The 24,451-nt window shown below is 68.1% G+C and carries 21 protein-coding genes and 1 pseudogene; 14 read left to right on the top strand and 8 right to left on the bottom strand.

Annotated features, from left to right (window positions below; genetic code table 11):
- The first annotated feature begins 2 nt into the window (after nt 1-2).
- Nucleotides 3-1,136: a bifunctional 2-methylcitrate synthase/citrate synthase gene (locus tag ACZZ93_RS13170; RefSeq protein WP_372984108.1), complete on the top strand. Its 1,134-nt coding sequence runs from the start codon at nt 3-5 to the stop codon at nt 1,134-1,136.
- Between the two features lie 71 nt (nt 1,137-1,207).
- Here the strand turns inward: ACZZ93_RS13170 and ACZZ93_RS13175 are convergent, their stop codons facing one another.
- The gene (locus tag ACZZ93_RS13175; RefSeq protein ID WP_162253870.1) at nt 1,208-1,639 is read right to left on the bottom strand and encodes an META domain-containing protein; all 432 of its coding nucleotides are present in this window, start codon (nt 1,637-1,639) and stop codon (nt 1,208-1,210) included.
- 304 nt (nt 1,640-1,943) lie between these two features.
- Between ACZZ93_RS13175 and ACZZ93_RS13180 the strand changes: the two genes are divergently transcribed.
- Nucleotides 1,944-4,106 carry an LPXTG cell wall anchor domain-containing protein gene (locus ACZZ93_RS13180; protein ID WP_463511270.1) on the top strand — a complete coding sequence of 721 codons (2,163 nt, stop codon included), beginning with the start codon at nt 1,944-1,946 and terminating at the stop codon, nt 4,104-4,106.
- A 191-nt stretch (nt 4,107-4,297) separates the two neighbouring features.
- Here the strand turns inward: ACZZ93_RS13180 and arfA are convergent, their stop codons facing one another.
- From arfA to ACZZ93_RS13205, 5 genes are read right to left on the bottom strand one after another with little or no spacing between them, the layout of a single operon-like run.
- Nucleotides 4,298-5,821 (bottom strand): arabinosylfuranosidase ArfA, encoded by a 1,524-nt coding sequence (gene arfA / locus ACZZ93_RS13185; RefSeq protein WP_187250672.1) that lies wholly within the window; start codon nt 5,819-5,821, stop codon nt 4,298-4,300.
- Nucleotides 5,822-5,859: 38 nt separating this feature from the next.
- Nucleotides 5,860-6,765 (bottom strand): carbohydrate ABC transporter permease, encoded by a 906-nt coding sequence (locus ACZZ93_RS13190; RefSeq protein WP_053097912.1) that lies wholly within the window; start codon nt 6,763-6,765, stop codon nt 5,860-5,862.
- Nucleotides 6,765-7,715 carry a carbohydrate ABC transporter permease gene (locus ACZZ93_RS13195; RefSeq protein ID WP_053097910.1) on the bottom strand — a complete coding sequence of 317 codons (951 nt, stop codon included), beginning with the start codon at nt 7,713-7,715 and terminating at the stop codon, nt 6,765-6,767. The genes ACZZ93_RS13190 and ACZZ93_RS13195 overlap by 1 nt, the downstream gene beginning before the upstream one ends.
- Nucleotides 7,712-9,049, bottom strand: a complete 1,338-nt coding sequence (locus ACZZ93_RS13200; RefSeq protein WP_463511271.1) for an extracellular solute-binding protein — start codon at nt 9,047-9,049, stop codon at nt 7,712-7,714. The genes ACZZ93_RS13195 and ACZZ93_RS13200 overlap by 4 nt, the downstream gene beginning before the upstream one ends.
- 41 nt (nt 9,050-9,090) lie before the next feature.
- Nucleotides 9,091-10,188, bottom strand: coding sequence for a LacI family DNA-binding transcriptional regulator (locus ACZZ93_RS13205; protein ID WP_463511272.1), 1,098 nt, complete (start codon nt 10,186-10,188; stop codon nt 9,091-9,093).
- Between the two features lie 79 nt (nt 10,189-10,267).
- On the opposite strand from ACZZ93_RS13205, the pseudogene ACZZ93_RS13210 reads away from it, so the two are divergent.
- The 12 genes and pseudogenes from ACZZ93_RS13210 (at nt 10,268) to ACZZ93_RS13265 (ending at nt 21,691) form a co-directional block, all read left to right on the top strand.
- A pseudogene (locus tag ACZZ93_RS13210) lies at nt 10,268-11,526 on the top strand (D-arabinono-1,4-lactone oxidase).
- Nucleotides 11,527-11,609: 83 nt separating this feature from the next.
- The gene (locus ACZZ93_RS13215; RefSeq protein ID WP_053097905.1) at nt 11,610-12,629 is read left to right on the top strand and encodes a LacI family DNA-binding transcriptional regulator; all 1,020 of its coding nucleotides are present in this window, start codon (nt 11,610-11,612) and stop codon (nt 12,627-12,629) included.
- Nucleotides 12,626-13,276 (top strand): ATP-binding cassette domain-containing protein, encoded by a 651-nt coding sequence (locus ACZZ93_RS13220; protein WP_463511273.1) that lies wholly within the window; start codon nt 12,626-12,628, stop codon nt 13,274-13,276. Before ACZZ93_RS13215 ends, ACZZ93_RS13220 begins: the two co-directional genes overlap by 4 nt.
- On the top strand, nt 13,273-14,172 hold the full coding sequence (locus ACZZ93_RS13225) for an ATP-binding cassette domain-containing protein (protein WP_463511274.1): 900 nt from the start codon (nt 13,273-13,275) through the stop codon (nt 14,170-14,172). The genes ACZZ93_RS13220 and ACZZ93_RS13225 overlap by 4 nt, the downstream gene beginning before the upstream one ends.
- Before the next feature lie 180 nt (nt 14,173-14,352).
- Nucleotides 14,353-15,348, top strand: a complete 996-nt coding sequence (locus ACZZ93_RS13230) for a substrate-binding domain-containing protein (protein WP_053097901.1) — start codon at nt 14,353-14,355, stop codon at nt 15,346-15,348.
- Between the two features lie 86 nt (nt 15,349-15,434).
- Nucleotides 15,435-17,042: a sugar ABC transporter ATP-binding protein gene (locus ACZZ93_RS13235; RefSeq protein ID WP_463511275.1), complete on the top strand. Its 1,608-nt coding sequence runs from the start codon at nt 15,435-15,437 to the stop codon at nt 17,040-17,042.
- A complete protein-coding gene (locus tag ACZZ93_RS13240) occupies nt 17,039-18,106 on the top strand; it encodes an ABC transporter permease (RefSeq protein WP_053097897.1) in 1,068 nt (355 codons plus the stop codon). Before ACZZ93_RS13235 ends, ACZZ93_RS13240 begins: the two co-directional genes overlap by 4 nt.
- Nucleotides 18,103-19,140 carry an ABC transporter permease gene (locus ACZZ93_RS13245; RefSeq protein WP_072591968.1) on the top strand — a complete coding sequence of 346 codons (1,038 nt, stop codon included), beginning with the start codon at nt 18,103-18,105 and terminating at the stop codon, nt 19,138-19,140. Before ACZZ93_RS13240 ends, ACZZ93_RS13245 begins: the two co-directional genes overlap by 4 nt.
- A gap of 166 nt (nt 19,141-19,306) precedes the next feature.
- The gene (locus ACZZ93_RS13250) at nt 19,307-19,597 is read left to right on the top strand and encodes a type VII secretion target (RefSeq protein WP_053097891.1); all 291 of its coding nucleotides are present in this window, start codon (nt 19,307-19,309) and stop codon (nt 19,595-19,597) included.
- Nucleotides 19,597-20,910, top strand: coding sequence for a putative T7SS-secreted protein (locus ACZZ93_RS13255; protein WP_463511276.1), 1,314 nt, complete (start codon nt 19,597-19,599; stop codon nt 20,908-20,910). Before ACZZ93_RS13250 ends, ACZZ93_RS13255 begins: the two co-directional genes overlap by 1 nt.
- Nucleotides 20,907-21,407 (top strand): hypothetical protein, encoded by a 501-nt coding sequence (locus ACZZ93_RS13260; RefSeq protein ID WP_463511277.1) that lies wholly within the window; start codon nt 20,907-20,909, stop codon nt 21,405-21,407. The genes ACZZ93_RS13255 and ACZZ93_RS13260 overlap by 4 nt, the downstream gene beginning before the upstream one ends.
- Nucleotides 21,407-21,691 carry a WXG100 family type VII secretion target gene (locus ACZZ93_RS13265; protein WP_463511278.1) on the top strand — a complete coding sequence of 95 codons (285 nt, stop codon included), beginning with the start codon at nt 21,407-21,409 and terminating at the stop codon, nt 21,689-21,691. The genes ACZZ93_RS13260 and ACZZ93_RS13265 overlap by 1 nt, the downstream gene beginning before the upstream one ends.
- A gap of 1 nt (nt 21,692) precedes the next feature.
- On the opposite strand, the gene ACZZ93_RS13270 is transcribed toward ACZZ93_RS13265, so the two are convergent.
- Entirely contained in the window at nt 21,693-23,561 is a 1,869-nt protein-coding gene (locus ACZZ93_RS13270; RefSeq protein ID WP_463511279.1) for a glycoside hydrolase family 127 protein, read from the bottom strand.
- Nucleotides 23,558-24,448, bottom strand: coding sequence for a carbohydrate ABC transporter permease (locus ACZZ93_RS13275; RefSeq protein WP_082297903.1), 891 nt, complete (start codon nt 24,446-24,448; stop codon nt 23,558-23,560). Before ACZZ93_RS13275 ends, ACZZ93_RS13270 begins: the two co-directional genes overlap by 4 nt.
- Nucleotides 24,449-24,451: the final 3 nt, after the last annotated feature.

The following is a 24,451-nucleotide window of genomic DNA, read 5'->3' on the forward strand; positions in this document are numbered from 1 at the left end:
GCATGACCGAGCCGGACATCAAGAAGGGCCTCGCCGGGGTCGTCGTCGACACGACCGCGATCTCGAAGGTCAACCCCGAGACGAACAGCCTGCTCTACCGCGGTTATCCCGTGCAGGAGCTGGCGGCGACCCAGCCTTTCGAGGCGGTGGCCTACCTGCTGTGGCACGGCGAGCTGCCGACGGCCGACGAGCTGGCCGCTTTCCGCGCGGAGGAGCGCCTCCATCGCGCTCTGACCGACAGCGTGAAGACCGCGATCGACCTCGTTCCGCTCGACGCGCATCCGATGGACGAGGTGCGCACGGCGGTCAGCCTGATCGGTGCCTCCGACACGAACGCGGGCGGATCGGTGCTCGATGCCGGCGGCAGCCCGGAGGAGAACCTCGAGCGCAGCATCCGTCTGTTCGCCGCTCTCCCCGCGATCGTCGCGTACGGTCAGCGCCGCCGCCGCGGGCAGGAGGCGATCGCACCGCGCGACGACCTCGACTACTCGGCGAACTTCCTCTGGATGACGTTCGGCGAGGAGCCCGATCCGGTGGTCGTCGACGCGTTCAACCGCTCGATGATCCTGTACGCCGAGCACTCGTTCAACGCCTCGACGTTCACGGCCCGCGTGATCACCTCGACGCTCAGCGACCTCTACTCGGCGGTGGTCGGGGCGATCGGCGCGCTCAAGGGTCCGCTGCACGGCGGCGCCAATGAGGCTGTGCTGCACATCTTCGACGAGATCGGCGAGGCCTCGAACGTCGTGCCGTGGCTCGACAAGGCGCTGGCCGAGAAGCGCAAGATCATGGGCTTCGGGCACCGCGTCTACAAGAGCGGCGACTCGCGGGTGCCGACGATGAAGGCGGCGCTCGACACCCTGGTCGAGCACTACGACAAGGCGGAGGTGGCAGAGCTGTACGACGCTCTCGAGTCGGAGTTCGTGGCGCGCAAGGGCATCTACCCGAACCTCGACTACCCGTCGGGCCCTGCCTACAACCTCATCGGCTTCGACACCCTCACCTTCACGCCGCTGTTCGTCGCGGCGCGGGTCACAGGGTGGACGGCGCACATCATCGAACAGGCCGGTGCGAACGCTCTGATCCGCCCGCTGTCGTTCTACGACGGCGTCGACGAACGCCACATCGAGAACTGATCGGCGCACCGGCCCGGGTCGACGACCCGGGCCGGTGCGCCGGATCGGATGCCGCACTCCGCGGCGCGACGTCAGCTCGCGCGCGGGAGGGTGCCCAGCTCCGTGCCGGACGCGTCCTTGATCACGAGGACGTCGCCGTCGATCTCGACCGCACGCACGCCCCGCATCCAGCCGTCCACTCCGGGGCACGCCTTCAGCGTCGAGGCGAATCGGGCGAGATCGACACGGTCGCCGTTCACCGAGTAGGTCGTCGTGATGCCGTTGCAGCCGTCACTGCCGTGCACCTCGCCGTCGGCGGTGAACTCGAGGTGCGGCTGACCGGAGGCATCCTCTCCCCACAGTCCGACGAGCTTCTCGACGACGGCGCTGTCTTCGCCGTTCGGGTCGGCGCTCGACGTCGGCGCACTGCTGGGGCCGCCGGTCGCGCAGGCTGCGCCCATCACGGCGAAGGCTCCCAGGATCGCGAGGCCGACGAGGGTGCGTGCTCTGCGGTGGGTGCTCATGGTGGCCATGGTAACCGTGTCGTCTGCGAACGCAATCCGTTGTGCGGCGGGCGGTCGTCCGGCCGTATCGCAAACGAGAGGGCCAGGTCAAGAGGCGAAATTCTGGTAAACAATTTCCCCATTCTGTGGATTTACTGGGTACGCTTCTGGAGATCCCTGCTCGTCTCGACGAACAGGATCCTGCTTGTCGGGGGCCAGCGTCGCAGTTCACGCCTCCACCGGGAGGCGAACGGTTCTGTGTGCACAGCACACTGCCGACTATGAAACTGACTGACGATCCGTGACCAGCAAGGACATACATCACATGAAGCACAGAGTGACAGGCCGCCGCCCACTGGCGCTGACGGCCGCCACCACGCTCGCCCTCTCGGGGCTCTTCCTCGGAGCGCCTGTGGCGTTCGCGGACGACTCCGCAGAAGCACCCGGCCAGGACGCTCCTGCCCAGGTGCTGAACACGAAGGCGGACCTGGCCGAGGCCGACACCGACATGGTCGCGCTCGGTCAGACCGCAGGCGGCGAGAACGTCGTCGTCGTCACGGCCGACACCGGCAAGAGCGACGCCGAGATCACGCAGATCGCGAGCGACAACGGCGTCACCGACGCATCCGTCGTCAAGGTCGACACGGCACTCTCGTCCTTCGCCGAGGGCGACATCGTCGGCGGTCAGGGCTACCTCTCGGTGAGCCCCGATCTCGAGAGCTTCGTCGCCGGCGAGCCCGGGAGCAACGCCTGGTCGTGCTCCATCGGCTTCGCGGCCTTCACGCCCACCGGCGACCCGGCGCTCCTGAGTGCCGGACACTGCGCGTTCGATGAAGACGGCGAGCCGCTCCGCGACACCACGCTGACCGTTCCCAGCAGCGAAGACGCAGCCGGTGGCACCCGGACCGCGCTGCCGGCCACGATCGACCTGCTCGGTACGTTCGGCTTCGCTCAGTTCGGCGGCGGCGACGGCGGCCTCGGTTCGAACGGCGACACCACCGCGACGGACATCTCGACCATCGACATCAACGAGGCCGCAGGCTGGAACCCGGTACCGGCGGTCACCGACTGGACCACTGCCGGCGACTCGCTGAGCTCGCTCGCAGACAGCGTCATCGAGATCAAGTCCGTCGCGGCACCGACGCTCGGCGAGGTCTCGAAGAGCGGTCGCACGACCGGCTTCACCACCGGCGTCGTCGCCAGCGACGACATCCTCGACGGATGGGCCAACATCGACGGTCACTGGGTGCAGGGCTTCTCGAGCAACACGCTCGCAGGCCCCGGAGACTCCGGTGGATCGGTCATCCAGGGCAATGCGGCCGTCGGCCTCATCAGCGGTGGCACGGAAGCGACCGAGACCCAGGAGCAGTTCACCTGGGCGGCATCGCTCGTGACCGCCCTGCCGAAGACGGGTGGCTACCAGGTCGCTCTCGACCTCGACGCACCGGTCGTCACCAGCCCGACCGATGGCGCCGAGGTGCAGCCCGGAACGGCCATCACCGGAACCGCTCCCGGCGCGGAGAAGGTCACGGTCAGCGGCTTCGGCGCAGACCAGACCGTCCGCGTCGTCGACGGCGCGTTCTCGGTGGTCGGCCCGGTCGAGCTCGGCGAGCAGACCATCTCGGTCCGTGCCCGCACCGGCTTCAGCTCCTCCGAGACCGTCACGCTCGACGTGAAGGTCGTGCCGGCCCCGCTGGTCGCGCCGGTCATCACCTCGCCCGCCGACGGATCGACCGTCAACGAGACGGTCACCGCGATCAGCGGCACCGGCCTGCCGACCACCGCCATCACGGTGACCGACGCCCAGACCGATGACGTGCTCGGCACGACCGAGGTCGCCGCGGACGGTTCTTGGACCGTCGACGGACTCACCCTCGAGTACGGCTCGCACAGCGTCGTCGTGACGCAGACCCGCACGATCGACGGCGAAGACGAGGTCTCGCCTGAGGCCACCTCGTCGTTCTCGGTCATCCCCGTCTCGCCGGCCGTGACCTCGGTCGCGAACGGCGCGGAGTTCGCCCACAACGACGGTCCTTCCGGGCTCGCCGGCTCGGGCATCGACGGAGCGACCGTGACGGTGAAGCTCACCGGCGCCGAGCCGGCCACGGCGAACACGGCGGCCCTCGCGGGCGCCTTCGCCGCGGCGAGCGGCACGTTCACGGCCACTGTCGAGGACGGCGCCTGGAGCGTCGACTTCGGTGCGGCTCTCGAGTCGGGCACCTACACGGTCTCGGCCACGCAGGCCATCGACGGCGTCTCGTCGGCTCCGACCGACCTGGCGTTCGCTGTTCTCGCCGCACCGGTCGCCGGCGGTGGCGGAGCCGCTCCCGCTCCCGGTGAGGGTGGCGCAGCCGCCCCGGGTGACGGCGGTCTCGCCGCGACCGGTTCCGACATGCTCGTCCCGCTGACGGCCGGAGCCATCGCGCTCGCCCTGCTCTCGGGCGGACTGCTGCTGGTCGTGCGTCGTCGCCAGCAGATCCAGAGCTGATCGCCTGATCACGATCTGACGGAGTGACCGGCCTCGGCCGCGAACCCCATCGCTGAGAAGCCCGGTATCGATCGATACCGGGCTTCTTCGCGTCTGCGGGGTGCTTCGTGGTGCAGGCGCGCGGGATGCCGGACACGCAGAAGGCCCGACATCGGAATCCGATGCCGGGCCCTCTCCTGTCGAGCCGAACCTCAGGCGAGTTCGATCACCGACCATGACAGCGGCGGCAGCGTCGCACGCACCGACCCGTCGACGACCTCGGCGGCGCCGAGCGGCACCATGTGCACGGCATCCTGCGTGGTCTCGAGGTTCGCGGTGCGACGGTCGCCGCCCTCGGGGATCGTCAGCGTCTCGGCGTTCACGACGCGGAGGCCGGTCAGGCCGCGCAGCTCGACGGTCAGGTCGCTCTCTTCGGTCAGCGAGCGGTTCGCGACGAAGACCACGACTCGTCCGGTCTCCTCGTCCCACGTGGCCGCGGCATCGACCGAGTCGACCCCGCCGTAGCGCTTCGTCTCGATCTGCGGAGCCGACACCGCGAGGCGCAGGATGCGGCCCTTGGCGAGACGGGCCATGCGCTCGAAGGGCCAGAAGCTCGTCTGACGCCAGGCCGGACCGTTCTCCTCCGAGCGGATCGGCGCGATGACGTTCACGAGCTGCGCCTGGTTCGCGATCTTCACGCGATCGCCATGACGCAGCAGGCTGTTGAGCAGCGTGCCCACGACGACGGCATCCGTCACGTTGTAGGTGTCCTCGATCAGACGCGGGTGCTTCTTCCACCCGGCCTTCGCGATCTCGACCGACTCGACGTCGTTGAACTTCACCTGGTCCCACACGTTCCACTCGTCGAACGAGATGTCGACCTGCTTCGTGTGCTTGCCCGCCGCCTTCACCGCATCGATCGTCGCGATGACGCCGTCGATGAACGCATCCATGTCGACCGACTCCGCGAGGAACGACTCGGCGTCGCCGTCATGCTCCTGGTAATACGCGTGCATCGAGATGAAGTCGACCTCGTCGTACGCGTGAGTGAGCACCGTGTGCTCCCAGGTGCCGAACGTCGGCATCGACCGGCCGGACGAGCCGACGGCGACGAGCTCGATCGTCGGGTCGACGAGCTTCATGGCCTTTGCCGACTCCTGCGCCAGTCGCCCGTACTCCGTCGCGGTCTTGCCGCCGATCTGCCAGGGGCCGTCGAGCTCGTTGCCCAGGCACCACAGCTTGATGTCGAAGGGCTGCTCGGCACCGTTCTTGCGGCGAAGGTCCGACCAGTACGTGCCACCCGGGTGATTGGCGTACTCCACGAGCGACCTGGCCTCCTCGACACCCCGGGTGCCGAGGTTGATGGCCTCCATGACCTCGACGTCGGCATCCTTCGCCCAGTCCATGAACTCGTGCAGGCCGAAGGCGTTGGTCTCGATCGTGTGCCAGGCGCCGTCGATGCGCACCGGGCGGTCTTCGACCGGGCCCACCCCGTCTTCCCAGCGGTAGCCCGAGACGAAGTTGCCTCCCGGGTATCGGACCACGGTCGGACCCATCTCCTTCACCAGGGCGAGGACGTCCTGACGGAAGCCGCGCTCGTCGGCCTGCGGGTGCCCCGGTTCGTAGATGCCGGTGTACACGCAGCGCCCCATGTGCTCGACGAACGACCCGAAGAGCCTCCGGGGGACGTCGGCGATGGTGAAGTCGCGATCGATGGTGATGCGGGCCTGAGACATTGCTCTCCTTGTTTCTGGCTCTCGAGCCGGGTGGGGGACTACTGACCGCCGAAGCCGCTGGTCGCGACGCCCTTGACGATCTGCTTCTGGAAGATGATGAACACGATGATCAGCGGCAGCGCCGCCAGCACGGCCTGAGCCATCACCTGGGCGTACTGCACGCCGTAGGCGCTGATCACCGTCTGGAGGCCGACCGGCAGCGTCATCAGCGTGGTGTCGTTGATGACGAGGAACGGCCAGAGGAAGTTGTTCCAGGCGCCGATGAACACGAAGATCGCGACGGATGCCAGGATCGGGCGCGACAGCGGCAGCACGATCGACCAGAAGATGCGCAGTCGGCTGGCGCCGTCGACCCGGGCGGCGTCTTCGAGCTCGATCGGGATCGCGTCGAAGAAGCGCTTCAGGATGAACACCATGGCCGGCGCAACGACCTGCGGCAGGATCAGACCCCAGTAGGTGTCGATCATGTTGAACGCGAGCATCTCGTAGAACAGGGGGATGATGAGCACCTGCGGCGGCACGACGATCGAGGCGATGATGGCGACGAACAGCCACTTGCGACCGGTGAAGTCGAGCCGGGAGAAGGCGTAGGCGGCCAATGCCGAGATCGTGAGCGTGATCAGGGTCACGGCGATCGACGTCCACAGGCTGTTGAACGCCCAGGTGTAGACGTTGCCCTGCGACAGGATCGCGGTGAACGCCTCGATCGTCGGGCCCGAGGCGCCGATCCAGGACGGGTCGCCGCTGGCGGCATCCGTCTCGGTCTTGAACGCCGTCGCGATCGCCCAGAGGAAGGGCAGCAGCCAGCCGACCGCCAGGACGATGAGGACGACGAGTGCGCTGATGCGCAGCACGCCGAACGGCTTCTCGCCCGGCAGGTGCGGGCGACGGGCCCGCGCGGGCTTGGTCGTGGTGATGGTCTCGGTGAGAGTGGCGGTGGACATCACAGCTGCGACTCCTTCCGGCGGCGCGTGATCAGAGCCTGCGCGACGCCGATGATGACGATGAGGGCGAAGAACACATAGGAGATCGCGGCCGAGTAGCCGAATCGGTAACTGACGAAGCCGGCTTCGTAGATGTACTGGACGATCGAGCGGGTCGTGTCACTCGCGACACCGCCGAGCATCTGGTACGCCTGATCGAAGAGCTTGAGCGACGCCAGGATCTGCAGGATCAGGATCAGCACGGTCGCCGGTCCCAGCTGCGGAAGAGTGATCGACCAGAACTGGCGCCACGGCCCCGCGCCATCGAGCGATGCGGCCTCGTACTGCTGCGGCGGGATGTTCTGCATCGCCGCGAGGTACAGCAGGAAGTTGAATCCGACCGTCCACCAGACGGTGGCGATCACGATCGACAGCATGTTGGTGTCGGGATTCTGGAGCCAGGCGAGCGGCTCGAGACCGAAGAACTCGAGGATGTTGTTCGCGGCACCGATCTGCGGGTTGAAGATCCACACCCAGATCTGCGAGATCACGGTCGAGGCGAGCAGGTACGGCATGAAGAACGACAGTCGCCACAGCCACTGACCCGGGATGCCGCGGTCGACGAGCGCCGCCATCAGCAGAGCGATCACGACGAGCGGCACGGTGGACAGCAGGGTGAACCACACCGTATTGCCCATCGACTGCCACATCTTCGGATCCGTCAGCGCCTCGGCGTAGTTCGCGAAGCCGATGAAGGAGCCGCCGGCGCCCGTGAGCGATTGGTCGGTGAAGCTGAGGATGATGCCGTGCACGATCGGCCAGGCGAGGAACAGCACGAACGCGAGCAGGAACGGAGCGAGGAACGCCCAGCTGATGAGCTGCTCGCGGTTGCGGGAGCCGGCGCGACGGATCGGGATGGCGGCCTTGGAGCCGGTGACGATGGTGCGCGTGGAGTCGGTTGCCGTGGTCATGATGCGAACGTCCCCTCGGGGTCTGCCGGGTTGGGCTGACGGAGCAGGGTGTTCACCCGTGCCTCGAACCGGTCGATCGCCGCCGCGGGGTCATCGCCCGACAGCAGGACGCCCTGCACCGCGGCGCCGAACTCGCCCTGGAAGTTGGAGCCCGATCCGGTGAACCACGCGGTGGGGTCGTACACGACGTGCTGCGCGGCCTCGGCGTAGTGGGCCTGGGGGACGAGATCGGCGTACTCGGGGGACTCGGTGACCGGCAGGAAGGCGGGGATGTGCCCGGCCTCGGCCCAGCCGAACGAGCCCTTGAGCATGTCGGCGACGAACTGGTACGTCAGGTCGCGCTTCTTCTCATCGGCGTCGCTCTGATGCGGCAGCACGAACGAGTGCGAGTCGGCGTAGACCGCCGGGGTGCCGTAGAGCGTGGGGATCATGGTCGCGTCGAACGGGATCTCCGCGTTCTGCATGGTGCGGAGCTCCCAGACGCCGGTGAACAGCATGCCGCTCTTGCCGGTCGCGAACTCGGCGACGGCGCTGCCGTAGTCGGCCTGGGCGAGGGCGATCTCGCCGTCGAGCAGAGTGCGCATGAGCGAGAGGGACTCGACCGCGGCATCCTTGTCGATCACGGCCTTGCCGCCGGCGGGCAGCTCCATCGCACCGCCGTGCTGCGAGTAGAAGGTGTAGAAGAGGCGCCACATCTGCGCGCCGTCGCCGAGATATCCGTACGACAGCGCGTGGCCGTCGGCTTTGCCGCCGATCGTGCGCAGCTGCTCGACGAACTCCTCGGGAGACGACGTCTCTGCGAGGCGACCGTCGCTGTCGAGCACTCCGGCGGCATCGCAGATGTCGGTGTTGAACATCGCGACGAACGGATGCGCGTCGAGCGCGACGCTGTACATGTTCTCGCCGACGAAGCCCTTCTCCCAGATGGGCTTCGGGAACGTCGAGGCGTCGACGCCGAGGTCTGCCAGTCGGTCGAGATCCCACGGGTCGAGCAGACCGCCGGGGGCCCAGCCGACCGTGCGGGTGGCGTGCATGATCGCGACGTCGGGGGCGCGGCCACCGGCGCCCGCCATCGCGAGCTTCGTGTAGTACGGGGTGCCCCAGGCGAGCACGGTGGGGCGGATGCGGTACGCGTTCTGCGCCGAGTTCGCGGTGTCGAGCAGCTGCGACATGGTGACGCCGTCGCCACCCGAGAGCAGATGCCAGAACTGGAGGGTCGTGGTGTTCGAGCCCGGGACTGTGCCGGGGGCGCAGCCGGCGAGCAGCGCCGCGGCGGCCGTGACGGAGGCGGCAGTCAGGAACTGCCGTCTGGACATATCGAGCGGGGGCGTCATCGTCACTCCTTCGTGACAGCGGGCGGGGTCGGGGTACATCATTACATCGATGTAATCAGCGGCGCAAGAGTGAGCCGATGCTTCCGAGCCGCGTCAGGGGCGGTAGCCGCGCGGGGTGCCCCGCGTGCTGTCGCGCTCGAGCAGATGATGCGAGAGGGTGAGCGCGCGCGGGGAGCGGAGCGGTCGTCCATGCGCGACTCGAGCAGCGTGAGGGCCGCGTCGGCGAACGCGCGACGATCGAAGGCGATCGTCGTGAGCGAGGGCGACGTGTACCGCGAGAACTCGACATCGTCGAAGCCCGTCACGATCACATCGTCCGGCACGCTCACGCCGTGATCGTGCAGCGCGTGCAGCGCTCCGAGCGCGAGCGAGTCGGTGAAGGCGATGATCGCGTCGAATGCCACACCCCGCCGGAAGAGCGTGGCGACGCCATCCGCCCCACCCGTCATCGACCACGGCATCGGGTTGATCTCGAGAGCGGTGTCGCGCGGGATGCCGACCTCTCGCAGCGCGTCGTGCACGCCCTCGAGTCGCAGGCGACCTGTGGCGGTCGCGACCGCCGCGTCGTCATCGGCGCCGATCACCGCGATGCGGGTCGCCCCGCGAGACAGCACATGCCGGGTCACGTCAGCGGCGGCGCGGCGACTGTCGATCCGCACGTGGTCGGCCCTGTTCTGCTCGACCTCCCCGAGCACGACGAGCGGGGGCAGCCGGTCGGCGTACTTCAGCACGCTGTCCTCGAGGCGGATCGGGTTCAGGATCAGCCCGTCGACCAGGTGCGCGCGAGCGCGCGAGACGAGCTCCCGCTCGCGTTCGGGATCGGTCGCGGTCTCCTCGATCTGCACCGCCAGGCCCCGATCGTGCGCAGCGTCGACGATGCGATGCATCAGCTCGGCCGAGAACGCGGTGGCGAGGTCGGGCAGGGCCACGGCGATGATGCCCGAGCGGCCCTTGCGGAGCCCGCGGGCGTTGAGGTTGGGCACGAAGTCGAGCTCCACCATCGCCGACTCGACCCTGAGCCTCGTCTCCTCGCGAACGGCGACCGTGCCGGTGACGACGTTCGAGACCGTCTTGGGTGAGACGCCGGCAAGTGCGGCGACGTCCTTCATCGTCGCGCGCGGCGGCGGCATCGCAGTCATCCGGTCAGCCTATCCATGCGCGTGCCGAGCGCGGTGCCTCTCCGATGGCGGGCGAGGCTGCCGTGGCTACTATGGCCCGATGACCATCGAACGCAACTGGGCCGGCAACCTCACCTATCGCGCATCCGCGATCGAGCACCCGAGCTCGATCGATGAGCTGCAGGGACTGCTCGCCCGGGGCGGGGCCGTGCGCTTCCTCGGGTCGCGGCACTGTTTCAACGACATCGCCGACACCGACGGGGTGCTCATCGCGCTCGACCGGCTGCCCGTCGTGTTCGAGGTCGCCGACGCCCGTGACGCCGTGCGCGTGTCGGGCGGGCTGCGCTACGGGGACCTCGCCCCGCTGCTCGATGCCGAGGGGCTCGCGCTCGCGAACCTCGCCTCGCTGCCGCACATCTCGATCGCGGGAGCCGTCGCGACCGGAACGCACGGCTCGGGCGACGCGACGGGATCGCTGGCCTCCGCCGTGCGCGCGCTGACGATCATCACGCCGGCGGGGAGATCCGCTCGCTCGCTCGCGGAGACGACGACTTCGACGGCGCGGTCGTCAGCCTCGGAGCCCTCGGAGCGGTCGTCGACGTGACGCTCGATGTCGAGCCCGCCTACGAGGTCGCCCAGCACGTGTTCGAGCATCCGTCGTGGGATGCGATCCTCGCCGACTTCGACGAGGTGACGAGCATCGGAACGAGCGTCAGCATCTTCTCGCGGTGGGAGCACACCGACGTCGCCGACCAGATCTGGGTCAAGCAGCGCCAGCCCGAGGCGCGCGAGAACACCCGCGCCGATCTCTTCGACCGACTCGGAGCGGAGCCTGCGACAGCGAAGCGGCATCCGATCATCGGCGTCGACCCGGTGGCCTGCACCGAGCAGCTCGGAGTGCCGGGGCCGTGGTTCGAGCGTCTCGCGCACTTCAAGCTCGAGTTCACGCCGTCGGCGGGCGCCGAGATCCAGAGCGAGTACCTGGTGCCCCGCGCCGATGCGGTCGCCGCGATCCAGGCGGTCCGCACCCTCGCCGGCCAGATCGCGCCGCTGCTGCTCGTGAACGAGATCCGCACGGTCGCCCCCGACTACCTCTGGCTGAGCTCATCGCAGGGTACGGATGCCGTCGGCATCCACTTCACCTGGAAGCCCGACGAGGCGGCCGTTCGCGAGTTCCTGCCCACGCTCGAGGCGGCACTGCCCGAGACCGCCCGCCCGCACTGGGGAAAGGTGTTCACGCTCGATGCCGCCGAGGTGCGCTCTCGCTACTCGCGCTGGGATGACTTCGCCGACCTCGCGGCGCGGTTCGACCCGGAGCGCCGACTGGTGAACCCCTACCTGGAGCGCCTGGGCCTCTAGCGCCTGCCGCTGCCGCGGGATCCATTGCACCACCGGGGTTGTTCTCGGTAACATTCTCCGAGGCTCGGCCGACGGAGGTGTGCATGGCGAACGTCGGTTCAGACAAGCCCAACATCCGTCAGGTGGCGACCATCGCGGGCGTCTCGCACATGACGGTCTCGCGTGTTCTCAACGATCACCCGAACATCAAGCCCGACACGAAACGCCGCGTGCTCGAGGCGATCGAGGAGCTCGACTACCGCCCGAACCTCGTCGCGCGGGCTCTCGCCACGCAGCGCACCCGCCGGATCGGCGTGATCGTCGAGAGCGCGGTGGCGCACGGTCCGACCAGCATCCTGCGAGCCGTGGAGCTCTCCGCACGTGCCACCGGATACTCCGTCACGCCGATCGCTCTGCACGAGGGCGACCCGCTGTCTCCGCAGGAGGCGGTCGACAATCTCGTGACCCAGGGAGTCGATGCGCTCTGCGTCATCGCGCCCCGCTCGTCGTCCGTGGCGGCGCTGCGCCGTATCGCCATCACGGTGCCGATGCTGGTCGTCAAGGCAGACGCCGACCCGACGTTCCTCACCGTGTCGATCGACCAGCATGCGGGCACGACATCCGTGGTCGACCACCTCGTCGCGCTCGGCCACCGCGACATCCTGCACCTCTCGGGTCCGCTCGACTGGCTCGACGCGAGGGCGCGGGAGCGGGCCTTCCATTCGCGGGCCAAGTCGTGGGGCATCCGCGAACGGCCCATCGTCGTCGGCGACTGGTCGGCCGACTTCGCCTACGACTTCGCGAAGGGGCTCACGCGGCTGCCCGACTATACGGCGATCTTCGCCGCGAACGACGACATGGCGATGGGGCTGATCCACGGTCTGCACGACCGGGGCTTCGAGGTGCCGCGGGATCTGAGCGTGGTCGGCTTCGACGACATCCCGCTGGCGCGGCACTTCATCCCGCCGCTCACGACGGTGCGCCAGGACTTCGGGGCGCTGGGCGTCGCGGTGGTCGAGATGCTGCGCGCGGCGATCGAAGGGCGGGACATCCCCACGCTCACCCGGATCCCGACCGAGCTCGTCGCCCGCGGCTCATCGGCCGCACCTCGGGAGGTGCGATGACCTCCGACCGTGGTCCCGCGCCGGTCGTGCGGCTTGCGGGCATCACGGTCGAGTTCCCCGGCGTGCGCGCGCTCGACGACGTCGACTTCCGGCTGTTCCCCGGCGAGGTGCATGCCGTCATGGGCGAGAACGCCGCCGGCAAGTCCACCCTGGTCGCGGTGATCACCGGCACCCTCGCGCCGGAGGAGGGCACGGTCCTCGTCGACGGCGAGCCCCGTCGGTTCTCGGGGGTCGCCGACAGTCGAGCGGCGGGGATCGCGACGGTGTTCCAGGAGACCCAGCTGAGCCCGAATCTCAGTGTCGCGGAGAACGTGATGCTCGGGCGGGAGCGCCGAGGACGGTTCGGCATCGACTGGCGGAGGACGAGAGCGGATGCCGCGGAGGCGCTGGCCAGACTCGGGCTCGACGGCCTCGATCCGAAGACGCCGCTCTCTCTGCTCACGCCTGCGCAGAAGCAGCTCGTCGCACTCGCGCGCGCGGTCGTCGACGAGCCGAGGGTGCTCGTCCTCGATGAGCCCACCTCCAGCCTCGACGTCGCCGAGGTCGCGACCCTGATGCGCGTCATCCGCGGTCTGCGGCAGCGGGGGTCGCGATCCTGTTCATCTCGCACTTCCTCGAGCAGGCGTTCGCGATCAGCGACCGCATGACCGTGCTGCGCAACGGGCGGCGCGTGGGGGAGTATGCGACGCGAGACCTCGACCGGGCCGACCTGATCTCGAAGATGCTCGGCAAGGACATCGACAGCCTCCGAGCGCTCGGCTCTGAGCGCAAGGCCCACCACTACGCGTACGACGGAGAGCCCGCGATGCAGGCGTCCGGTGTGGGGCGACGCGGTGAGCTCGAGCAGATGGATGTCGAGATCCAACGCGGAGAGATCGTGGGCCTCGCGGGGCTGCGGGGTTCCGGGCGCACCGAGCTCGCGTCGCTGCTCAGCGGTTCGGCGCGGGCCGACAGCGGCGAGCTCTGGGTCGACGGCGAACGGGTGCAGCTGCGGAGCCCGTCGGCGGCGCTGCGACACCGGATCGCGCTGTCGGCCGAGAACCGGGGGACGCAGGGCATCATCGGCGAGCTCACGGCGCGCGAGAACATCATCCTGTCGCTGCAGGCGCTGCGCGGGTGGACTCGTCCGCTCTCGCACGCGGAGTCGCGGGGACTCGTCGAGACGTACGTCGAGGCCCTGCATCTGGATCCCGCCGACCTCGACCGCCCGGTCGGCCTGCTCTCGGGCGGAACCCAGCAGAAGGTGCTGCTGGCCCGTGCGCTGGCGGTGCGTCCGCACGTGCTGATCCTCGACGAGCCCACTCGGGGGATCGACATCGCGGCGAAGATCGATGTCCAGAGACGCATCAGCCAGCTCGCCGGTGACGGAGTGGCCGTGGTCTTCATCTCGTCCGAACTCGAAGAGGTGGTGCGGCTGAGCGATCGCATCATCGTGCTGAAGGACCGCGAGAAGATCGGCGAGCTCAGCAACGGTCCCGGTGTGACAGTCGACACCGTGGTCGAGATGATCGCCGCTGAGCTCAGTCACAGCGTCGAGCTGTGATCGGTAACAACATCTTTCCCTTCATGCATCGTTGATTTTCGTTCGACCTCTTGTGTTCCAGAAATTGTTCCCGGTAACATCACCGCAGGACATGCGATGCAGGTGTCCTGCAATCACGATCGGACCATGACTGGTCCACCACCGCCGGAGTGACCACCGGCATCTCAACGAGGAGAAGAAATGTCCGCGAAGAAGCGCATTCGCATCGCGTTCGGCCTGGCAGCAGTCGGCGCACTCACCATCGGCCTTGCGGCCTGCTCGACCGGCGACTCGGGCGACGGGGGTGGCGACGGCGACGACGTCACGACGGTCGGCTTCGTGGCCGTCGGTCCCGAAGGCGCATGGCGCGAGGCCAACGAGCAGAACATCCAGGACACCTTCACGGAGGAAGCCGGATACGACCTCAAGTACGCACCCGCCACCAACCTCGACCAGAAGTCGCAGATCGACGCGTTCACGTCGTTCGTCGACGAGGGCGTCGATGTGATCCTGCTCTCGGCCACCGAGGCCTCGGGCTGGGAGGACTCGCTCAAGCGCGCACAGGAGGCGGAGATCCCCGTCATCCTGCTCGACCGCGGCATCGAGCCCGACGACGACAGCCTGTACGTCACCCGCATCGCTCCCGACAACGTCGAGGTCGCGAAGGAGGTCGGCACCTGGGCTGCGGCGACGTTCCCCGACGGAGGCAACTACGTCGTGCTCGAGGGGCCGGCCGGCGTCGGCGTCGTGAACGAGCGCAACACCGGCTTCGACGAGGGCCTCGGCGACTCGTCGCTCACCAAGCTCGACGCGCAGACGGCGAACTGGTCGGCGGAAGAGGGCAAGAGCGTCTTCGAGACGATGCTCAAGTCCTCGAACAACGACATCCAGCTCGTGTTCGCACAGAACGACGAGATGGGTCTCGGCGCTGCGCAGGCCGCTGAGGAAGCCGGCCTGGTGGTGGGCGAGGACGTCAAGATCGCCACGATCGACGGCACGAAGAACGCCATGCAGGCGCTCGCCGACGGCCAGCTCAGCTACGTGCACGAGTACAACCCGCTCTTCGGCGAGACGGCCCTCGAGGTCGTCGAGAAGGCTCTCGCCGGTGAAGACGTCGACTCGTACATCGTCGTCCCCAGCGAGGCGTTCGATTCCGCAGAGGCGGCACAGGCCGTGCTCGCCGACCGCAAGTACTGACCCCGCCGCCGGAGCGATCAGCCAGTGAGCCCGGGCGGTGCCGCAACAGCCGCACCGCCCGGGCTCTTCCGGAGGAGGAGACACCGATGAACGAAGCACTGCCCATCGTCGAGATGCGGGGGATCTCGATCGAGTTCCCTGGCGTGAAAGCCCTCGACAAGGTCGATTTCCGGCTGTTCCAGGGCGAGGTCCACGCGCTCATGGGCGAGAACGGCGCGGGCAAGTCGACCCTGATCAAAGCCCTGACCGGCGTCTACCGGATCGACTCCGGGTCGATCGTCGTCGCCGGGCAGGAGCGCAGCCTCGGCGGCGCCGGCGACGCGCAGGATGCCGGGATCTCGACGGTGTACCAGGAGGTCAACCTCGCCCCCAACCTCTCGATCGGCGAGAACGTGATGCTCGGTCATGAGACGCGAGGTGTGTTCGGCATCAACTGGACGGCCACCCACCGCGCTGCGACCGACGCCCTCTCCCGACTCGGCCTGGGGCACCTCGACACCCGCCGGCCGCTCTCGACCCTCTCGATCGCGCTGCAGCAGCTCGTCGCCATCAGCCGCGCGATGGCGATCAAGGCCAAGGTGCTCATCCTCGACGAGCCGACCTCCAGCCTCGACGCCGCCGAGGTCGAGGGCCTCTTCACCGTGATCCGGGCACTGCGAGACCAGGGGGTCGCGATCCTCTTCGTCTCGCACTTCCTCGATCAGGTCTACGCGATCAGCGACCGCCTGACGGTGCTGCGCAACGGACTGTACGAGGGTGAGTACCTCACCCGGGACCTCGACCGCCACGCTCTCATCTCGAAGATGATCGGCAAGGACCTCGATGCGCTCAAGTCGCTCGGAGGCAACCGCCGCCGCGCGCCGCGCGAGGCCGATGAGAAGCCGCTGCTCGCGGCATCCGGAATCGCACGCCGCGGAGCGGTCGAGGCGACCGACCTCGACATCCGCCCCGGCGAGGTCATCGGGTTCGCCGGGCTGCTCGGCTCCGGGCGCACCGAGCTCGCCCGACTGCTCTACGGCGCCGACCGCACCGACGAAGGCACGATCGAGCTGCATGGACGCCGGGTCGACCTCAAGTCGCCCGCCGATGCGCTGCCTCGTCGGATCGCCTTCTCGACCGAGAACCGCCGCGACGAGGGGATCATCGGAGACCTGACCGTGCGCGAGAACATCATCCTCGCCGTGCAGGCGGAGCGCGGATGGGCGCGTCCCATGAGCCGCAAGGAGCAGGATGCGATCGTCGACCGCTACATCGCGCAGTTCAACGTCCGTCCGGCCGACCCCGACCGGATGATCAAGAACCTCTCCGGCGGCAACCAGCAGAAGGTGCTGCTCGGCCGCTGGCTCGCCACGCAGCCCGAGCTGCTGATCCTCGATGAGCCGACCCGCGGAATCGACGTGGGTGCGAAGGCTGAGATCCAGGAGGCGGTGGCCGAGCTCGCCGAAGACGGCGTCGCCGTGGTGTTCATCTCTTCCGAGCTCGAAGAGGTCGTGCGCCTCTCCGAGCGGATCGTCGTGCTGAAGGACCACCGGAAGATCGGCGAGATCCAGAACGGACCGGACGTCACCGCGCAGGTGATCGTCGATGTGATCGCCGCTCACGGAGTCGAGGCCGCTGCCGAGACGCTCGACGACACCGACGGCGCCGTGCCCGATAGCATCGCCCCCACGACCGACAAGGAGGCAGCGCGATGACCGCGTCAGCCGGCACCACCATCTGGCGGGACCTGATCCACAAGCCGTTCTTCTGGGGCATCGTGGCGATCTTCGCGCTGCTCGCCCTGAACGTGATCAAGGACCCGACGTACCTCGCGCTCTCGATCAACCCCAACAACGGCAACCTCGTCGGCAACCTCATCGACATCCTGCGCCAGGCGGCGCCGATCATGATGATCGCGATCGGGATGTCGCTCGTGATCGCCACCGGTGGCATCGACCTCTCGGTCGGATCTCTGATGGCCGTCGCCGGAGCCGTCTCGATGGAGTTCCTCAGCGCCGCAGGCGACTCCTTCGGCGCAGCGCTCGCCGCGGTAGGACTCGCGCTGGTCATCACCGGCATCCTGGGGGCGGTCAACGGCGTCCTCGTCGCCTATGTCGGCCTGCAGCCCTTCATCGCCACGCTCGTGCTCATGCTCGCCGGCCGAGGCATCGCCAAGGTGATCACCGGCGGGCAGAACACGACGGCATCCAACGATGCGTTCCGGTGGATCGCGAACGGCTTCGTGATCGGCATCCCCGTGGTGTTCATCCTCGCGGTGCTGATCGTGATCGCCGTCGGCTGGGTGGTCAGGCGCAGCGCGCTGGGCCTCATGATCGAGGCGATCGGCATCAACCCCCGGGCCAGCCGCATGGCGGGCATCAAGCCGAAGGGACTGCTGCTCACGGCCTACATCATGAGCGGCATCCTCGCCGGGATCGCGGGCATCATGTCGGTCGGCAGCGTCATGACCGTCGACATCTCCCGCACCGGCTACCAGCTCGAGCTCGACGCGATCCTCGCGGTCGTCATCGGCGGCGCATCGCTGGCGGGTGGCAAGTTCTCACTCAGCGGCGCCTTCGTCGGCGCGTTGCTCATCGCGACCCTCGACAAGACCGTGCTGTATCTCGGCGTCTCGTCGTCGGCGACCCCGGCGTTCAAGGCCATCGTGATCGTCGTGCTGTGTCTGCTGCAGTCGCAGCGCGTGCGCAGCTGGTTCCGGACGCGACGCAGAGCCCGCCCGGTCGAACAGATCATCGCGAAAGAAGAGGTGTCCGCATGAGCGTCATGACCGCCCCTCCGGCCCCTCAGGCGACGGAGAGCGTCGCCGACCGTCTGCGACGCATGATCACGGCGAACCCCTCGGTGCTGCCGACGATCGCCTCGGTGGTCATCTTCGTCGGCATGGTGATCTTCGGCGAGGTGGCCTACGGCCGCATCCTGCAGTTCAACACGCTGTCGAACCTGCTCATCAACAATGCGCACCTCATCGTGCTCGCGGTCGCGCTGACCTTCGTGATCCTCACGGGCGGCATCGACCTCTCGGTGGGATCGATCATCGCGGTCTCGTCGGTCGCCGGTGTGATGCTCTCGAACGCCGGCTGGAACGCCTTCGCCGTGATCGTCGCGATGATCGGCATCGGAGTGCTCTTCGGCATCGTCTCGGGAGTGCTGATCCGGTACTTCGACGTGCAGCCCTTCATCGCGACACTGGCGATGATGTTCCTCGGTCGGGGCCTCGCCTCGCTGCTCAGCACCAAGCCCGAGCGGCTGGGTGAGGAGTCGCCGATCCGCTGGATCGGCACCCAGCTGAAGATCATCGACGGCCCGAAGGTCAACGACCTCGTGATCACCCCCGCAGTGCTCATCGCGGTGATCGTCGTGGCCGCCGCGTTCTTCGTTCTGCACCGCACGCGCACCGGCCGCACCGTGTACGCGATCGGAGGATCGGAGAGCTCGGCGCTGCTCATGGGTCTGCCCGTGCAGCGCACGAAGGTGCTCGTCTACGTGATCAGCGGCGGTCTCGCCGGTCTCGCGGCGGTGCTCTACACCGCACGACTCGGCACCGCTCAGAACATCACCGGCATCGGGTGGGAGCTCGACGCGATCGCCGCGGCAGTGATCGGCGGCACCGTATTGACAGGGGCTTACGGATACGTGCTCGGCTCGGTCGTCGGTGCGCTGGTGCTCGGTCTGATGAACGTGCTCATCACGCGTGACGGAGGCATCCCGCCCGAGATGACGACGATCATCACGGGCGGCATCCTGCTCGTGTTCGTGCTGCTCCAGCGCGCAGTGACACGCAAACGGGAGTAGCTTCCGCTCCATCGCCCGAATGGCCCCATCTCGCACCGAGGTGGGGCCATTCGCATGTCTGAGCACCCTGAAGGTCCCATCTCGGAACACCGGTATTCGAGCTGCGGATGTCGGTGACGTCCTCATATGAAGACGTAACGTTGTCGTTCGTGACCGATGGCGTGCGATGACGGATGTGGAGACCGACGAGCTGCGCGCCTTCGCGACGAAGGCCGCCAGTCTGCGGGGCGACTTCGGCTCGGCGGTGGTCGCGCAGTCGTCGGGGTTGGGCGCACGCTCGATCACCGCGGCGGTGGCGCGATTCGGCGACGCATGGACGACGGCACTGGGGCGCCGTCTCGCGGACGTCGACATGGTGGCGGAGAACCTGCGGCAGACGGCCGAGGTGTTCGACCGGGGCGATGAGGCGTCGAGCAGCGAACTCGACCAGATGATCTGGGCCGAGAGCGACTACTGATGTCCGAGCTGGGGATGGCGAACGACCCGGTCGCGCTGATACCGGGCTCGTATGCCGCGGCGCATACGGTCGCGTCCGCGTGGCGGTCTCGGTCCGAGGCCGCCACTGCCCTTCGGGACGGGTTGCGGGGCCTCGAGGTCGATTCCGCGTGGACGGGGTACCCGTATGAGAAGTACCTCGAGCGGGCGGAATACGTGCGGTCGTCGTGGCAGAGGTGCGGCGAGTACTTGATGAGTGGCGCCGCCGCTCTGTCGGCCTATGGCGATGCTCTGCGATGGGCGCAGGACGAAGCCGCACGCGCCATCGACCTGTGGGAGCAGGCCGAAGCAGCGACGATCGCTTCACGCCAGGAGCACCAGGTGAAGGTGCGTGAGCTGGAACGCGACCTTCACCTGCGACACGTCGAACTCGACGTCGCGTTCGTCGACGGCGGCGCGGACCTGCGCGCACAGGCGGTCGACGTCTTGACGAACGCACGGGGTGTGCTGGATCGCTACGCCGTCGACGCTGCCAACGCCATCCACGCAGCGGCGGATGCCGCGCCCCTGCAGACGCCGAAGCAGGCCGAAGGCGCGACGAACTGGGCAGTCGTCGGGGCGGTCGGCTCGATTATGTTCGAGACGGCGGTACTCAACCCGACGATCGAGCAACTGAACTTCATCGCCTCGATGGGCAACGCGCTCGTCAACCACCCCGACATCCTCCTCGAACTCCTCGGCGGAGTCGCGCTCGTGGTCGGTGGCGGCACGATGATCGGCGGCGGAGGTGCCCTCGCGCTCACCGGGGTCGGAGGCGTCCCCGGTGCCGGCCTCGCCTGGGCCGGCGTGGGTGTCGCGGGCGCAGGCCTCGCCGCTGCCGGGCACGCCGGGACGCGATGGATGAACGAGGCGACCGGGGATGATGCGGTCCGCATCGTGGAGCGCCCGCCACCCCACCCCGAACACGGGGGCCGTGACATCAAGGGCCACTGGAACGGCGACGGGCAACGCCCTTGGGTCGATACCGAGAAGATCGGGTTGGATCGAGTCGCTGACAGACGCAGCGTCGAGGTCATCCACGACAAAGTTCGTGCGACCATCGACGGGTACCGTCACAAGCCCGACGCGACGTCAGATCAACACCGCTACTACGACGGCCTCTACGAGAATGCCGATGGGACCTACACCGGCATCGAAGTCAAGGGCGGCACCGGCAGCCGTGACGCAGCCCAAAAGGGATTCGACAGCACGGTCAGTCCCGAACGCCCCGCGACCGCCACCCTCAACGGCAAGACGATACAGATCACCCGAGTGGTCCTGGAGACTGTGAAATGAGTACACCTACGCATATCGACCAGATCAATGGTGAGAGCCGTGGCCCTTTCGTCGACTACGTCCGCCCGTACCCGGAGCAACTGCGGGCGTCACTGAAGGGCATGAACGGGTCCACGTTCTGGTCCTACAGTCTGTGGCGTGCGCCCGAAGGTGCGGACCTCCTCGAGGACATCCCGTTCAGTGAGGAGTACATGCAGTGCGCGGGAACCGCTGAGGCGCTGGCGCTGGAGGTGCGCCGCATCGAGGCCGACGGCACTCCCCGCCAGTACGCGATCGGCAAGCCCGGCGGCGACCGCACAGGCGAGCCCACCGAGGTGATCCACTACGACGACGGTCGCCACAGCACCACGGTCTACCCGCACGAGGTCTTCACCGCCGACGAGGCGGCGGTCGTCTTCTACACGTACTTCCTCACCGACGACGTGTCTCAGCCCTACGAGCTCCGCGATCTGCACCTGAGCTGGCCGAAACCCGGCGCCGAAGAGGGCGACAGCTGATGCGCATCCGTGTCGAGCACGAACCGCTCGCCCAGTCGATCGCGACGTTGGCCGACACCGCGCAGCAGATCCGAGCGCTCCTCGACGACCTGGACGCCGAAGCAACCGGGCTGAGGCACCTGTGGACCGGGGCCGCCCAAGATGCCTACTCCCGCGCTCACCGCGAATGGAACGAGTGTGCCGACGGCATGCAGACCGCTCTCATCAGCGCCGCCACCGCGGCCGCCCGCGCGCAAGCACGCACTCGCGAGACCGAGGCTCACGTCGCCGACCTTTGGAGCTGACTCACACCGTCGGAATCCAGACCCGCATGGTCGACGGACCGCGCCGCGCCCAGTCGTGATAGGCGATCAAGGGGGCGTCGACCGTCTCGCCGGTCGAGCGGTGGCGCACCGGCAGCACCACGTGACCGTCGCGCTCGACGGGCTCCCCGGCCGCGACCGCGTCGCCGATGTCGCCACCGAGGTCGATCGACTCGAGTGCCAGCACCTCGGGGCCGCGTTCGATCGCGACGCTGCCGCGCACGGCATCCACCATCGGATGCGGTGATGTGGTCCTCGCCACGATCGGCAGGTTCAGTTCGACGATGTCGCCGACGCGGAACGCACGAGCGACTTCGACCGCACCCGGAGGTGCAGGCAGCTCTGTGACCTCATTCCCGCTGTGCACACGCACCGTTGCTCCCGATGCCCACGATGGCACTCGCAGCGTCAGTGTGAACTTCGCGTCCTCGGTGATCGTGACGCGAACATCGCCCTTCGCCGGGTAGTCCGTCGAGACATCGAACGCGACGATCCGGCCGTCCGGCAGTGTCGTGCGCACGGTCGACGGTGCGTACTGATGCAGCTGCACGCCGTCATCATCGGCCGTCGCGACATACGCGGAGAGGCTCGCGAACGTGCGCGCCACATTCGGCGGGCAGCACGACACCTCGAACCACGGCGCGCGCAGCGATGACGAGGCGCGCGGCGACGTGGCATCCGGATGCGCCGGGATCCCCGGCGTGCGCTGATGCAGGGTGTTGGCGTAGAAGAACGAGCGCCCGTCGTCACCGGGTGAGGTCGCGACGACGTTGAACAGGGTCCGCTCGATCAGGTCGGCGTACTGCGCCTCACCGGTCGCGAGCAGCAGCCGCCACGAGAACATGATCGACCCGATGCCGGCGCAGGTCTCGGAGTAGGCGCGATCCGGCGGCAGCTCCCAGTCGTCGCCGAAGGCCTCGTCCTGATGGTGCGACCCCTGGCCCCCCGTCACATAGGTGCGGCGTTCGACCGTGCGATCCCACTGCGACCGCAGGGCGTCGAGCAGCGAGTCGTCGGAGAGCTCGGCGGCGACGTCGGCCGCAGCGGAGGAGAGGTAGTTCGCCCGCACGGAGTGCCCGCGAAGAGCCTCGGCGTCGCGCACCGACACGTCGTCCTGGAAGTAGCTGCGCCCCCACTCGATCTCGCCCAGCGACCCACGCCCGTGCCGCTCGACGAACAGCGCGGCCTGATCGATGTAACGCTGCTCGCCGAGCGCTCGGCCGAGCTCGGCAAGCCCCGCCTCGACCTCGGCATGCCCGCAGATCGCGTCCCGGCCGTCGACGCCGAACTCGCGGCAGACGAGATCCGCGGCGCGCCGAGCGATGTCGATCAGACCGTCGTCGGCATCCGGTCTCGTGCGCACCCGGGCGACGGCCGCCTGGAACAGGTGCCCGAGGCAGTACAGCTCGTGCCCCCACTGCAGCGCAGACCAGCGTTCGTCCTGGCCCTCGCGGCCGAACATCGTGTTGAGGTACCCGTCGGGCTCCTGCGCGGCGGCGACCCGGTCGACGACCCGGCGGAATCGCTGCTCGAGGTCGCTGTCGGCTGCGGCATCCGTCCGCCCGATCTCCCACGCGAGCGCCTCGAGGTACTTGTAGATCTCGGAGTCGGCGAACTCGCGTCCCCGACGCCCGTCCGGCAGCGTGCCGGCGGCGGCGAGGTCGAAGTTGGGCAGCCATCCCTCGGACTCGAGTCGCGACTCGATGTGGCTGAGAGTGGCAGTGCCGTTGACGGCCTGGCGGTCGGCCCAGAACCCCCCGGTGATGCGCACCTCGTCGAGGCCGAGCGGGCGCAGACGCCCGTGCGTGGGAACCACCGGGGCGGCCGGTGCAGTGGTGTCGAACATGGTCATCCCTTGAAGGCGCCGGACATGAAGCCGCGCACGTAGTGTCGTTGCAGGATCAGGAAGAGAAGGATGCAGGGGAGCGCCAGCACGACGACTCCCGCCTCGGTCGCGCCGTAGTCGACGACGCCCTGCACCTGTCCGCGGAGGTTCGCCACCGCGAGCGGCAGCGTCATGCGGTTGGTGTCGTTGATGAGGATCAGCGGTGCCATGAAGTCGTTCCAGGCGGTGAGGAACGCGAACAGCCCGACGGTCACGAGCCCGGGCTTGACGGCGGGGAGCAGCACCCGCCACAGGGCGCCCCAGCTCGAGCATCCGTCGACCATCGCCGCCTCGTCCATCTCCCGCGGGATCGACTCGAACGAGATGCGCATCATGAACATCGAGAACGGCAGCTGGAACATCGTGATCACCAGCGCGACGCCGACCAGCGAGTTCTGCAGGCCGACCGCATTGAGGATCACGTAGAGCGGAATGAGCAGGGTCGCATACGGCACCATCAGGATGGCGAGGGTGAGGAGGAACAGTGCGTTCTTGCCGGGGAACGAGAAGCGCGCGAACGCGTATCCGCCCAGCAGCGAGATGAACAGGGTGAGCGCGACGGTGAGCACCGAGACGAAGAGCGAGTTGCCCAAATACACCCAGATGCCGGCCTGGTATTCGCCGAGGGCCGCGTAGTTGCCGAAGCCCCAGCCGTCGGTCTGGCTGGTGCCGGCCATCGGGCTGACCGACGAGACGCCGGTCCAGATGAGCGGATAGAGGAAGATCACGGCCAGCGCGGTCGTGAACACCCAGTACGGGATGCCGAGGACGACGCGAGCGGCCTTCGAGCGATAGCGCGGCGGGGTCGGCTGATGGTTCGGAGCGACGATCGTGCGCGTCAGCGTCTGGGACATGAT

The sequence above is a fragment of the Microbacterium sp. AC026 genome (assembly GCF_979258475.1).